This is a genomic window from Arthrobacter sp. E70 (assembly GCF_058266945.1).
On record NZ_JBYQFR010000002.1, the window covers coordinates 346,499 to 358,848 of the forward strand.

The 12,350-nt window shown below is 65.8% G+C and carries 11 protein-coding genes and 2 tRNA genes; 3 read left to right on the forward strand and 10 right to left on the reverse strand.

Annotation, left to right across the window (positions count from 1 at the left end; all coding sequences use genetic code 11):
- The first annotated feature begins 248 nt into the window (after positions 1-248).
- A complete protein-coding gene (locus tag AC3IMC_RS03610) occupies positions 249-1,256 on the forward strand; it encodes an endonuclease/exonuclease/phosphatase family protein (RefSeq protein ID WP_490917059.1) in 1,008 nt (335 codons plus the stop codon).
- Here AC3IMC_RS03610 and AC3IMC_RS03615 read toward each other — a convergent pair.
- Entirely contained in the window at positions 1,253-2,011 is a 759-nt protein-coding gene (locus AC3IMC_RS03615; RefSeq protein ID WP_490917060.1) for an SDR family oxidoreductase, read from the reverse strand. The genes AC3IMC_RS03610 and AC3IMC_RS03615 overlap by 4 nt on opposite strands.
- 18 nt (positions 2,012-2,029) lie before the next feature.
- Positions 2,030-2,401 (reverse strand): DUF488 domain-containing protein, encoded by a 372-nt coding sequence (locus tag AC3IMC_RS03620; RefSeq protein WP_490917061.1) that lies wholly within the window; start codon positions 2,399-2,401, stop codon positions 2,030-2,032.
- 76 nt (positions 2,402-2,477) lie between these two features.
- Here AC3IMC_RS03620 and valS point away from each other — a divergent pair, with 76 nt between their 5' ends.
- The gene (valS, locus tag AC3IMC_RS03625) at positions 2,478-5,099 is read left to right on the forward strand and encodes a valine--tRNA ligase (RefSeq protein WP_490917062.1); all 2,622 of its coding nucleotides are present in this window, start codon (positions 2,478-2,480) and stop codon (positions 5,097-5,099) included.
- A gap of 371 nt (positions 5,100-5,470) precedes the next feature.
- Here the strand turns inward: valS and AC3IMC_RS03630 are convergent, their stop codons facing one another.
- From AC3IMC_RS03630 to AC3IMC_RS03655, 6 genes are all read right to left on the reverse strand, one after another.
- On the reverse strand, positions 5,471-6,085 hold the full coding sequence (locus AC3IMC_RS03630) for a mycothiol-dependent nitroreductase Rv2466c family protein (RefSeq protein WP_490917063.1): 615 nt from the start codon (positions 6,083-6,085) through the stop codon (positions 5,471-5,473).
- A gap of 13 nt (positions 6,086-6,098) precedes the next feature.
- The gene (gene clpX, locus AC3IMC_RS03635; RefSeq protein WP_490917064.1) at positions 6,099-7,379 is read right to left on the reverse strand and encodes an ATP-dependent Clp protease ATP-binding subunit ClpX; all 1,281 of its coding nucleotides are present in this window, start codon (positions 7,377-7,379) and stop codon (positions 6,099-6,101) included.
- Positions 7,380-7,553: 174 nt separating this feature from the next.
- Positions 7,554-8,213 (reverse strand): ATP-dependent Clp protease proteolytic subunit, encoded by a 660-nt coding sequence (locus AC3IMC_RS03640; RefSeq protein ID WP_138606612.1) that lies wholly within the window; start codon positions 8,211-8,213, stop codon positions 7,554-7,556.
- A 37-nt stretch (positions 8,214-8,250) separates the two neighbouring features.
- Positions 8,251-8,874 (reverse strand): ATP-dependent Clp protease proteolytic subunit, encoded by a 624-nt coding sequence (locus AC3IMC_RS03645; protein ID WP_018761581.1) that lies wholly within the window; start codon positions 8,872-8,874, stop codon positions 8,251-8,253.
- Between the two features lie 232 nt (positions 8,875-9,106).
- On the reverse strand, positions 9,107-10,468 hold the full coding sequence (tig, locus tag AC3IMC_RS03650; protein ID WP_490917065.1) for a trigger factor: 1,362 nt from the start codon (positions 10,466-10,468) through the stop codon (positions 9,107-9,109).
- Positions 10,469-10,546: 78 nt separating this feature from the next.
- Positions 10,547-10,621: transfer RNA gene (locus AC3IMC_RS03655), tRNA-Pro, on the reverse strand.
- 132 nt (positions 10,622-10,753) lie between these two features.
- Here AC3IMC_RS03655 and AC3IMC_RS03660 point away from each other — a divergent pair.
- Positions 10,754-10,827, forward strand: a tRNA-Gly gene (locus AC3IMC_RS03660).
- 65 nt (positions 10,828-10,892) lie between these two features.
- Here the strand turns inward: AC3IMC_RS03660 and AC3IMC_RS03665 are convergent.
- Positions 10,893-11,849, reverse strand: a complete 957-nt coding sequence (locus tag AC3IMC_RS03665; RefSeq protein ID WP_490917066.1) for an Fpg/Nei family DNA glycosylase — start codon at positions 11,847-11,849, stop codon at positions 10,893-10,895.
- Positions 11,849-12,343 (reverse strand): ribose-5-phosphate isomerase, encoded by a 495-nt coding sequence (locus AC3IMC_RS03670; protein WP_454486096.1) that lies wholly within the window; start codon positions 12,341-12,343, stop codon positions 11,849-11,851. The genes AC3IMC_RS03665 and AC3IMC_RS03670 overlap by 1 nt, the downstream gene beginning before the upstream one ends.
- Positions 12,344-12,350: the final 7 nt, after the last annotated feature.

The window sequence follows — 12,350 nt, forward strand, 5'->3', positions numbered from 1 at the left end:
TGCACGCTCACCGCGGTACCACCTCACTTACCGGCGCTGCGTGTTCCGCTGGGAACGGGCGCTGCCCCGGCCTCTCATTACTGCTGTGACGGGCTTACCCGTCCGGTTCTACTGACGCCCCCTGCCCTGTGGGGGGTGGCGCGTTCTTCCGGAAGCTCACCGGTGATAGCCGGGTCATAGCCACTCCCGAGTCTACTATTGCGGCGGCGCCAGTGCCATTCAGGCGGCCCCTTGCCTAGACTCGCTTCATGGCGGCTTCCGCGGTACCAGGGATCGGGCGGCGCGCTGCCCGGATCTGCAGGTGGCTGTTCGTTCCCGTCACCCTTCCGGTGGCCGTGGTGTCGGCCTTCCGCGCCCTGCCCGTGGAGTGGCCCGTGCTTGCCGTGCAGCTGGTGGCCTTTACGCCGTGGCTGGCCGCGCCCGCCGCCGCGGCATTGCTCCTGGCCTTCCTGGGGCGGAGCCGTTGGCAGCAGGTTGTGGCGGCGGCCCTGCTGGGATGCCAGGCGTTCTGGCTTTACCCCCTGGACGTCAGGGAACCGGCCGCTGAAGCAGCCGGTACGCCCATCGGCTTGGTTGCCATGACCATCAATGCCGAGGTGGGCCGCGCGGATGCCGGCGAGATCGTGGCCCTGGTCCGTGGCCGGCATGTGGACCTGCTGGCGGTGGAGGAGTTCACGCCGGAACTGCAGGGCAGGCTCACGGCGGCGGGGCTGGATGCGCTGCTGCCCCACCGGATTTCCCATGCCAGGGACGGTGCCGGCGGCAGTGCCATCTACTCCGCGCGCAGCCTCACGGCGTCAGGTGTCATCCCGGACACCCGCTTCAGCATGCCGGTAGCCCGCCTCGACCTCGGCGGCGGCAGTGGCGCGGCACTGCGTGTCGTCGCCGTACACGCCCTGGCGCCTGCGGACGACGCCGTGGACCAATGGCGCAGCGACCTCGCCGCGGTGGCCAGGGCACACAATGGCTCCGGGCCGCTGTTGCTGGCCGGGGACTTCAACGCGACGTATGACCACCGGGAGTTCCGGGCGCTCCTGGCAGGTACCGGCGGCCGCCGCGCCCTCGTGGACGTGGCCGCCTCGCAGGGCAGCAGGCTGGTGCCCACGTGGCCGATGCGGGACTACCGGCTGCCGGGCATAGCCCTCGACCATCTGGTGACCAGCCCGGACATCAGCAGCTCCGGGTACTCAGTGCACCGGATCGAAGGCACCGACCACGCAGCCGTGGTCGCCGCCTTGCAGATCCACGTCCCCTAGCCCTTCCTGATCAGCTTGTAGTTGGCGGCCTGAGCCACCGGACGGATCACGATCTGGTCCAGGTTGACGTGGTGGGGCGCTGTGACGGCGTAGCGCACCACGTCTGCCACGTCCTCCGCCGTCAGCGGCTCCGCCACGCCCTGGTAGACCTTCTCCGCCGCCTGCGCGTTCCCCAGCCGGTTGAGGGCGAACTCCTCGGTCTGCACCAGGCCCGGCGCCACCTCGATGACACGGACGTTGTTCTCCGCCTCTTCGAGCCGAAGCGCGTTGGTCATGGCGTGCTGGGCGAACTTGGCGGCGTTGTACCCACCGCCGCCTTCATAGGCGTCCAGGCCTGCAGTGGAGGTGAGGTTGAGCACCGTACCCTTGCCGTTGGCCCGGAGCATGGGCAGGAAGGCGCGGGTCAGCTTCATGGTGCCCAGGACGTTGACGCGGTACATCCACTCCCAGTCTTCGGTGCTGGCGTCGCCCACCTTATCGGCGCCGCGGGCGCCGCCTGCGATGTTGATGAGCGTGTCCACGCCACCCGCCGCGGTGACCTGGGCAAGGAGCCGGGACACGTCGTCGTCCTCGGCAATGTCGGCAGGAATGGCGACGGCGCCCGTCCCGCTTTCGAGCGCAGCGAGGCGTTCAGCCCGGCGTGCCACGGCGAAGACCGTCCATCCGTCGGCGCGCAGCGCCCGGACCGTTGCCTCCCCGATTCCGCTGCTCGCGCCGGTCACCAGTGCTGCCTTTTTCTGCAAGTCCTCAGTCATGGCACCACCCTAGCGGGATCAGCCGGCGGGCCGCCCCCGCAGGTAATCGAGCAGGACACGCGCGTGGTTGGCCTCGGTGTCCCGGGCCGCGTAGAGCAGGGTGACACGCCGGTGGCGGGCGGCGAGTTCCCGCAGGGTCTCCACGGCGGGATTGGAGTCCAGTTCATCGGTGTAGCGTTCACTGAAATCGGCGAAGCGTTCGGGTCGGTGGTTGAACTCCTTGCGCAGCACGGTTGAGGGCGCCACTTCCTTCAGCCACAGGTCGACGGCGGCGCCGGCCTTGGCGAGGCCCCGCGGCCAGAGCCGGTCCACCAGCACCCGGCAGCCGTCGTCGTCCTCCGGCGGCTCGTAGATGCGCTTGACGGCAAAGGTTCCCCACAACTCTCCCATGGGCGCATGCTACCCGCCTCCGGCCCTGCCAGGCGCTGGTTCGGCGGGATGGAAGCGGACATGAAAGAATTACCCAATGGCTGAAGACACGCAGGGTACAGACACGCCCACCACCGCCCCCATCAACGTTCCGGACAAGCCGGCCCTCGAAGGCCTCGAGACGGCGCTCACCCAGCGCTGGCTGGCCGAGGGAACCTACAAGTTCAACCCCGACACCACCCGGGAGCAGGTCTACTCGATCGACACTCCCCCGCCCACCGCGTCGGGATCCCTGCATGTGGGGCACATGTTCTCCTTCACCCAGACGGACGTCCAGGCACGCTACATGCGCATGACCGGCAAGAACGTCTTCTACCCCATGGGCTGGGATGACAACGGGCTGCCGACCGAGCGCCGCGTCCAGAACTACTACGGTGTCCGCTGCGATCCCGCCATCCCCTACAACGCCGACTACCGGCCGCCGGCACAGCCAGCCAAGAACCAGCGGGACTTCGACGTCGTTTCCCGGCAAAACTTCATCGAGCTGTGCGAGGAACTCGCTGTCGAGGACGAAAAGGTCTTCGAGAACCTGTTCCAGACCTTGGGCCTGTCCGTTGACTGGGACCTGACCTACCGCACCATTGACGACACCTCCCGGGCGGTGTCCCAGCGTGCCTTCCTCGCCAACCTCGCTGCCGGCGACGCGTACATGGCCGAGGCACCCACGCTGTGGGACGTTACCTTCCGCACCGCCGTGGCGCAGGCTGAACTCGAGGACCGCGACGTGCCGGGCGCGTACTACCGGTACCCGTTCTTCGCCGAAGACGGCACCAAGGTGTTCATCGAGACCACGCGTCCGGAGTTGCTGGCTGCCTGTGCCGCGCTGGTGGCAAACCCCGACGACGAGCGGTACCAGCCGCTGTTCGGCAAGACCGTCCGGTCCCCGCTGTTCGACGTCGAGCTGGAGGTCAAGGCCCATCCGCTGGCCAAGGCTGACAAGGGCTCGGGCATCGCGATGGTCTGCACCTTCGGTGACCTGACCGACGTCACCTGGTGGCGCGAACTGCAGCTGCCCACCCGGGCCATCATGGGCCGTGACGGCCGCATCATCGCCGAAACCCCGGACTGGATCACCAGCGAAGCCGGCAAGCAGTCCTACGCGGCGATTGCCGGCAAGACTGCCTTCTCCGCCAAGGAGGCCGTGGTGGAGCTGCTCACGGAAGCGGACCTGCTGGACGGCGAACCGAAGAAGATCACCCACCCGGTCAACTTCTTCGAAAAGGGCGACAAGCCGCTGGAAGTGGTCACCTCCCGCCAGTGGTACATCCGCAACGGCGGCCGGGACGAGGACCGCCGCGAACGCCTGATCCGGCGGGGCCAGGAAATCGACTTCCACCCGTCCTTCATGCGTTCCCGCTACGAGAACTGGATCGCCGGCCTGAACGGTGACTGGCTGGTTTCCCGCCAGCGCTTCTTCGGGGTGCCCATCCCCGTCTGGTACCGGCTCGATGCGCAGGGAAACCCCGACTACGACAACCCCATACTGCCCTCCGACGAGCTGCTGCCCGTGGACCCTGCCGCGGATGCCGCCCCCGGCTTCGACGAAGCCCAGCGGGACCAGCCCAACGGCTTCACGGGTGACGCCGACGTGCTGGATACCTGGGCAACGTCCTCACTCACCCCCCAGATCGTGGGCGGCTGGAGCCGGGACGAGGACCTGTTCGGCAAGGTCTTCCCGTTCGACCTCCGCCCGCAAGGCCATGACATCATCCGCACTTGGCTGTTCTCGTCCGCGGTACGTGCCGATGCCCTACAGGACTGCGCTCCCTGGAAGCACGCTGCCATCTCGGGCTGGATCCTGGACCCGGACCGCAAGAAGATGTCCAAGTCCAAGGGCAACGTGGTGGTCCCGACGGATGTGCTGAACGAATTCGGTTCGGATGCAGTCCGCTACTGGGCCGCCTCAGCACGACTCGGTGCCGACACCGCCTACGAGATCGCCCAGATGAAGATCGGCCGGCGCCTGGCCATCAAGCTGCTGAACGCGTCCAAGTTCGTGCTGAACCTCGGTGCCACCGAAAACTCCGTGCTGTCGGGCGACCTGAGCGTCCTGACCAACCCCTTGGACCGTGCGCTCCTGGCCCAGCTGGCCGACGTCGTGGCACAGTCCACCAAGGCGTTCGACAACTACGACTACGCCCGCGCCCTGCAGCTCACGGAATCGTTCTTCTGGCAGTTCACGGACGACTATGTCGAACTCATCAAGGACCGCGCGTACGGCGCCGCCGGTGAGGCGGAGCAGGCGTCGGTGCTGGCTGCGCTGGCCACCACGCTGGACACCCTGCTGCGGCTCTTCGCGCCGTTCCTGCCCTTCGCCACCGAAGAAGTGTGGAGCTGGTGGCGCACCGGCTCCGTGCACCGCGCCGAATGGCCTGCGGCGCTGGCCATTCCGGGCGGGGACAACACCATGCTGGCAACCGTGGGCGTGGCGCTCAGCGGCGTCCGCAAGGCCAAGTCCGAGGCCAAGGTCAAGCAGCGCACCGAGGTGCTGTCCGCCACCATCACGGCACCGGAGGGGCTTACCGCCCAACTGCAGGCCGGCCTGGCCGACCTGAAGGCAGCCTCCAACGCCAGGGACATCACCCTCGTGGTTGGCGACGGCGACCTGGCTGTGACCGGTGTGGCCCTGGCCCCGAGTGACGAGCCGGCCAAGGCCTAAGACGACAGAAGCCCTGGTGCCGGAGCGGCATCAGGGCAAAGGGGAAGCCCCATCAGCGTTTTGCCGTTGGTGGGGCTTCGACTTTTCGGCCATCCGGTGACGTGCTCTGATGGTCTGGCAGGATCCGCTGATCTTCAGGTCTTACTACCCCGTCACTGGTAGCTTGCATTCAACTTTGCCGATGGCTGCGTCAAACTACATATCACTGAATCTTTGGTTCCTGCGTCCCGCTTCTTTCGAAGTGGGTAATGACTATTGTGGCCCCGCTCCCGGGGACATGCAAGGGCCCCGGGGAAACTACACATCGGTAGTTTGCCCGGGGCCCTTGCGTGTGTTTCCGGCTGTTTTTCGGCCGCTTTTCCGGCGGCAGGTCAGCTGAATTCAGGCCGCTCGGTCCGGCTGCGCTTGAGCTCGAAGAAGTGCGGGTAGGCGGCCAGGGCGGTGGTGGCGTCCCACAGCGTTCCGGCTTCCTCACCGCGGGGGATGCGGGTAAGGACGGGGCCAAAGAACGCCGTTCCATTGAAGGCCACCACGGGGGTTCCCACGTCCTGGCCCACCAGGGAGATGCCTTCCTCGTGGCTGGCGCGGAGCTTGTCGTCGTACGCGTCCGTGGTGGCCGCCTCGGCGAGTGATGCCGGCAGGCCGCATTCGGCAAGCGCCTTGGTGATCACCAGGGAGCGGTCCTTTTCGCCCCCGTCATGGATCAGGGATCCCATGGCGTCATACAGGGCCTTGACGGTGTGGTCGCCGTGCTCCTGCTGGGCAGCGATCATCACGCGGACCATGCCCCAGGCGTCATCCATGGACTTCCGGTAGTCGGGGTCCAGGTCGCGCCCCTCGTTGAGGACGGCCAGGCTCATGACGTGCCACTCCGTCTCGATGTCGCGCACGGCTTCGACCTCTCCGATCCAGCGGGAGGTGATCCAGGCGAACGGGCACAGGGGGTCGAACCAGAAGTCGGCTTTGTTCTTGGCGGGTACAGTCATGGAGTCTTTCTGGTCAGGCGGACTTACGGCGCTTGGTCTCGTGCGGGATGATGGTGGGCTCGGCACCTCGGAGCACAACGTCCTCGGTGATGACCACGCTGGCGACGTCCTCGCGGCTTGGCAGGTCGAACATAACGGGAAGCAGCACTTCCTCCAGGATGGCACGGAGTCCGCGGGCACCGGTGCCCCGTTCGAGTGCTTGGTCGGCAATGGCCTCGAGCGCGGCCGGATCGAACACCAACTCGACGCCGTCGATGTGGAACATCTTCTGGTACTGCTTGACCAGCGCGTTCTTGGGCGTGGAGAGGATCTGGATCAGGGCGTCGCGGTCGAGGTTCGACACAGTGGTGATCACGGGGAGCCGGCCGATGAACTCGGGGATCAGGCCGAACTTGAGCAGGTCCTCCGGCATGACCTCACCGTAGGAGTCCACCTTCTTGCTGGCTTCATTCAGCGGGGCACCGAAGCCGATGCCCTTGCGGCCCGAACGGGAGCCGATAATCTCCTCAAGCCCGGCGAAGGCGCCTGCCACGATGAAAAGGACGTTCGTGGTGTCGATCTGGATGAATTCCTGGTGCGGGTGTTTCCTGCCGCCCTGTGGCGGGACTGAAGCGACCGTGCCTTCCAGGATCTTCAGGAGGGCCTGCTGGACGCCTTCGCCGGAGACGTCCCTGGTAATGGAAGGGTTCTCGCTCTTGCGCGAGATCTTGTCGATCTCGTCAATGTAGATGATGCCCTGCTCGGCCTTCTTGACGTCGTAGTCCGCGGCCTGGATGAGCTTGAGCAGGATGTTCTCCACATCCTCACCCACATAGCCGGCCTCGGTCAGGGCAGTGGCATCAGCCACGGCGAAGGGGACGTTCAGGCGCCGGGCGAGGGTCTGGGCCAGGTAGGTCTTGCCGCAACCGGTCGGGCCGATCAGGAGGATGTTCGATTTGGCGATCTCGACGTCGTCGTGGTGGCCGCCGTCGCCCAGGCTGCCGGACTTCGGTGCATGGCCGGCCTGGATGCGCTTGTAATGGTTGTAAACGGCGACGGCGAGGGACCGCTTCGCGGGCTCCTGGCCGATGACGTATTCCTGCAGGAAATCGAAGATTTCGCGGGGCTTGGGAAGCTCGAAGCTTCCGAGGTCAGCTACTTCCGCGAGTTCCTCTTCGATGATTTCGTTGCACAGCTCGATGCATTCATCGCAGATGTAGACTCCCGGCCCGGCAATGAGCTTGCGCACCTGCTTCTGGCTCTTTCCGCAGAAAGAGCACTTCAGCAGATCCGTGCTCTCGCCAATCCGAGCCATATGTGAACCCCTTAGTATCCTGCTGCCATGCAGCCTTGCACCGTTGCTGAAATCATTGCCGGCCAGCGGGACCGGCTTGTGACATCTTCCACTCTAGGTCACATTGGCTCCCAAGGGTGGAAAGAAAAGGCCGGTGCGGCCAAATGAACTGGGCCGCACCGGCTTTCCGTACTGCTACCTCGTGATTGCCTGGGGCTTGATCTTGCGTGAATCCAGGACCTGGTCGATGAGGCCATAGGCCTGGGCCTCATCCGCCGTGAGGATCTTGTCACGCTCGATGTCGTTGTTGACCTGCTCCGACGTCCGCCCGGAGTGCTGGGCCAGCGTGTCCTCAAGCCAGGAACGCATCCGCATGACCTCGGCGGCCTGGATCTCCAGGTCGGACGCCTGGCCGCCCTGGCCGCCCGAGAGCGCCGGCTGGTGGATCAGGACACGGGCGTTGGGAAGCGCCAGGCGTTTGCCTGGAGTACCAGCGGCCAGCAGCACCGCAGCGGCGCTGGCTGCCTGGCCCAGGCAGACTGTCTGGATTTCGGGCCGGATGTACTGCATGGTGTCGTAGATTGCGGTCATCGCGGTGAACGAGCCGCCCGGAGAGTTGATGTACAGCGTGATATCGCGGTCCGGGTCGGTGGACTCGAGCACCAGCAGCTGGGCCATGATGTCATCCGCGGAGGCGTCGTCCACCTGCACGCCGAGGAAGATGATGCGGTCCTCGAAGAGCTTGGTGTACGGGTCCTGGCGCTTGAAGCCGTAGGGGGTGCGCTCCTCGAACTGAGGCAGGACGTAGCGGCTGGACGGAAGATTGCCGGCGGACCACCCGAAGTTGTAGTTCATTGTCTTTGCTCCTGATCGAAAGGGTTCTGGTTGCCGGTTAGTTCTGGGAGGCTGATTCGCCGGAGGACCCGTTGGAGGTTCCGCCGCCGCCTGACACGGAGCCGGCGTGGGCGGCAATCTTGTCGAAGAAGCCGTATTCAAGGGCTTCGGTAGCCGTAAACCACTTGTCGCGGTCGTTGTCCTTGAGGATGGTCTCCACGGTCTGTCCGGTCTGCTCCGCCGTCAGTTCCGCCATGACCTTCTTCATGTGCAGGATGAGCTCCGCCTGGATCTTGATGTCGGAGGCGGTGCCGCCGATTCCGCCGGAAGGCTGGTGCATCAGGACGCGGGCGTTCGGGGTGGCGTAGCGCTTGCCCTTGGTGCCGGAGGACAGCAGGAACTGCCCCATGGAGGCAGCAAGGCCGGTTGCGACGGTCACCACATCATTGGGGATGAACTGCATGGTGTCGTAGATCGCCATGCCGGCCGTGACCGAACCGCCCGGGGAGTTGATGTAGAGGTAGATGTCCTTTTCCGGGTTCTCGGCGGACAGCAGGAGCAGCTGCGAGCAGATCGCGTTGGCGTTGTCGTCACGCACCTCCGAGCCGAGCCAGATGATCCGCTCCTTGAGGAGGCGGTTGTAAATGTAGTTGTCCTGGGCTGCAGGATCGACGGTCGCCATCCGGGGGGCCTCTTGGTGCTGTGACATGTTTACTTACCTCTCGCTGGTGACGGTGACATCACTGAAAATCACTACTTGGACACTAACCGGTTTCACCGACATTTTGTTCGCGCCCAAGCGGCTGTTCGCTGACGGCGCACGATCCGCCGACCAGCGCCGCAAAGCCCCCGGGAAAGACCAACGGCCCCCGGATCGCAGGGATCCGGGGGCCGTTGCCATGGGGTGGTAAGGACTAGGCCTTGGCGGCTGCAGCGTCCTCGGCCTCGGCAGCTTCGGGCGCCTCGGCAGCCGGAGCTTCTTCGCCGGCGGGGCGGACGAAGTCGCTTAGGTCAACGGCGTTGCCCTCGGAGTCGGTCACGGTGGCCTGGCCCAGCACGACTGCCAGGGCCTTGCGGCGGCGGACCTCGGAAACCATCATGGGGACCTGGCCGCTCTGATCGATGATCTGGGCGAACTGGTTCGGGTCCATGCCGTACTGGCTGGCGGTGCTGACGATGTAGTCGATCAGCTCGTTCTGGCTGACGTTGACTTCTTCCTTCTCCGCGATGGCGTCGAGGATGATTTCGTTCTGGAAGGCGCGGGCCGTGTTGGCCCGGACCTCTTCGCGGTGCTCTTCGGTGTCGTGCTCGCCGTCGCCGTGGCCGTTGCCCTCCTGGAAGTGGGCTTCGAGCTGCTCTTCGACGACGGAGTCCGGAACGGGCACCTCAACCAGCTCGACGAGCTTGTCCAGGACCTTGTCCCGGGCTTCAACGCCCTGCTCGACGATCTTGGAGCTGGCAGCCTGCTTGGCCAGGTCTTCGCGCAGTTCGGCGATCGTGTCGAACTCGGAGGCCAGCTGGGCGAAGTCATCGTTCGCTTCGGGCAGTTCGCGTTCCTTGACGGCCTTCACGACCACCTTGACCTGCGCGGCTTCGCCGGCGTGCTCGCCGCCCACGAGGGTGGTGTCGAAGATGGCGTCCTCGTCGGCACTGAGGCCGGTGACGGCTTCGTCCATGCCTTCGAGCATGGTGCCTGCGCCCACCTGGTAGGACAGGCCGGCGGCCGAGTCCACTTCTTCGCCGTTGATCGTGGCGGTGATGTCGATGGTGAGGAAGTCGCCGTCGGCGGCCGGGCGGTCAACGGACTTCAGGGTGCCGAAGCGGCCACGCAGTTCGTCCAGGGCCTTGTCGACGTCGGCCTCGGAGGACTCAGCGGCGGCCACCTGGACCTCGATGCCGGCGTAGTCCGGAAGTTCGATCTCGGGGCGGACGTCCACCTCGGCGGCGAACTTCAGGCCGCCGTCGGTGGCGGAGGGGTCCGGCACCTCGGTGATCTCCACCTCGGGACGGCTCAGCGGGCGGATGCCGGATTCGACGACGGCAGCCTGGTACCAGCCGTTGAGGCCGTCGTTGATGGCGGTCTCCAGGACGTAGCCGCGGCCGACGCGCTGGTCGATGAGCTTGGCGGGAACCTTGCCCTTGCGGAACCCGGGAACCTGGATCTGCGAAGCAACAGTCTTGTAGGCCGAGTCGATGCTGGGCTTCAATTCCTCAAAGGGGACCTCAACATTGAGCTTGACCCGCGTGGGGGTGAGGTTCTCGACAGCGCTCTTCACGGTCTAAGTACTCCTGGGTTGTGGGATGGGGTTCTGCAAACGCAATATGTCCGGAACCGTACGGTCCGGGCCGCAGAGTCGGGGTGACAGGATTTGAACCTGCGACTTCCTGCTCCCAAAGCAGGCGCTCTAGCCAAGCTGAGCTACACCCCGTTAGTGCACAGGCAAGTCTACGGTGATACGCGTCGCGATTGCACATTTGACACGTAGGCCATGGATTAGGTTTAGTTATATCCGGCTTGGACAGCCAGCCCGAAGTTTCCGCGAAAAAGCGGTTCTTCCTTCGGGGACGTAGCTTAATGGTAAAGCCTCAGTCTTCCAAACTGATTACGCGGGTTCGATTCCCGTCGTCCCCTCCAGTTACACCAGAGCCAGTTACACAGAAGGCCCCCTCGATTGAGGGGGCCTTCTGTGCTTAACCCTGCTAGGCAGGAGCCTGGCAGCTGGGGCACCAGTAGAGGTTGCGGCCGGCGAGGTCCGCGATCAGCAGGACGGTGCGGCAGACGCGGCAGGGCAGCCCGTGCCGCTTGTAGACGAAGTGGACGTCGTCGCGGTCCGGGAAGCTTGCGCTCTTGGGTGGGACGGGCAGCCCCGCAGCGGCCGCCCTGGCAGCCGTTGTGCCATCGAAGGCCCAGTACTTGGGCGGCGTGGTGATGATGCGGCCGTCGGTGACTCCGTCGGTCATGACGGCGGCGATGTCGCGCCAGAGCCTGCGCGCCACGGCGTCAGGTACCGCGGCACCGGGCAGCCAGGGATCCAGCCGACGGCGGAACAGGACTTCCGCGCGGTAGACGTTTCCGACGCCGGCAATCACCTTTTGGTCCATCAGCAGTGCGGCCAGCGGCGTCTTCCTGCCCGCGAGGTTGGCCGCGAACCGGCCTGCGTCACCGCGCAGGTTGCGCAGCGGGTCCGGCCCCAGGCGCGCCAGCACGGCATCGGCCTCTGCCGCAGTGATGGTTTCGCAGGTGGTGGCGCCGCGGAGGTCTGCCCAGCCGTGGCTGCCGGCGAGCCTGACCCGCACGGCCCCGACGGGCGCCGGCGGTCCGGCGTAAGGTGCGCCGCCGTCGTCGTCCGCCGTTCCGAAGGCCTCCTGCTCCCCCACCCGCCGCGGGGCGCCAATGCTGGAGGCCCCGCTGAACGTGCTGTCCCCGCCAAAACTCCAGGCACCGTACAGGCCGAGGTGGACGTGCAGCACCAGCGCGTTGTCGAAGTGCAGGAACAAGTGCTTGCCGTGCGCTTCGGCGGCGAGGAGGGTATGGCCGTGCAGCAGCGCCGCTCCCCCGCTGAACCTGCCCTGCGGGCTGGTAACGGCCAGCGCCTGGCCGGCGAAGACGTCGCCGAACTGCCGGGCCAGCCTGCGGACGGAATGGCCCTCGGGCACTACTCGATGACCTCGCCGGTTGCCTCGAACACCGCAATCTTTTCGATCCGGCGGACGTGGCGTTCATCGTTGCTGAACGGCTCGGCCAGGAACGCCTCGACCAAGGCGGTAGCTTCTTCAACGGTGTGCTGGCGGCCGCCCAGGGCCACCACGTTGGCATCGTTGTGCTCGCGGGCCAGGGTGGCCGTGGAGAGGTTCCACGCAAGGGCCGCGCGGATGCCCCTCACTTTGTTCGCGGCAATCTGTTCACCGTTGCCGGAGCCGCCCAGCACGATGCCGAGCGCGTGGATGCCTGCCTCCCGGTCGGCCACCACGGCAAGGGCGGCGTTGATGCAGAAGGACGGGTAGTCGTCCTGGGCGTCGTAGACCTTGGGTCCGTGGTCCACCACCTCATACCCCTTGCCGGTCAGGTGGGACACGAGGTGGGCGCTGAGCTCCATGCCTGCGTGGTCGGTTGCGATGTGGACCCGCGGGAAGGCAGGGGAAGAAGTCACGAGCAAA

What these genes read in the sequence shown, in the direction of transcription:
- AC3IMC_RS03620 (WP_490917061.1), bottom strand. Translation starts at nt 2,401, where the DNA reads ATGGGAGAGTTGTGGGGAACCTTTGCCGTCAAGCGCATCTACGAGCCG.
- clpX (WP_490917064.1), bottom strand. Translation starts at nt 7,379, where the DNA reads ATGGCTCGGATTGGCGAGAGCACGGATCTGCTGAAGTGCTCTTTCTGC.
- AC3IMC_RS03640 (WP_138606612.1), bottom strand. Translation starts at nt 8,213, where the DNA reads ATGAACTACAACTTCGGGTGGTCCGCCGGCAATCTTCCGTCCAGCCGC.
- AC3IMC_RS03630 (WP_490917063.1), bottom strand. Translation starts at nt 6,085, where the DNA reads ATGACTGTACCCGCCAAGAACAAAGCCGACTTCTGGTTCGACCCCCTG.
- AC3IMC_RS03645 (WP_018761581.1), bottom strand. Translation starts at nt 8,874, where the DNA reads ATGGCGACCGTCGATCCTGCAGCCCAGGACAACTACATTTACAACCGC.
- AC3IMC_RS03610 (WP_490917059.1), top strand. Translation starts at nt 249, where the DNA reads ATGGCGGCTTCCGCGGTACCAGGGATCGGGCGGCGCGCTGCCCGGATC.
- AC3IMC_RS03615 (WP_490917060.1), bottom strand. Translation starts at nt 2,011, where the DNA reads ATGACTGAGGACTTGCAGAAAAAGGCAGCACTGGTGACCGGCGCGAGC.
- valS (WP_490917062.1), top strand. Translation starts at nt 2,478, where the DNA reads ATGGCTGAAGACACGCAGGGTACAGACACGCCCACCACCGCCCCCATC.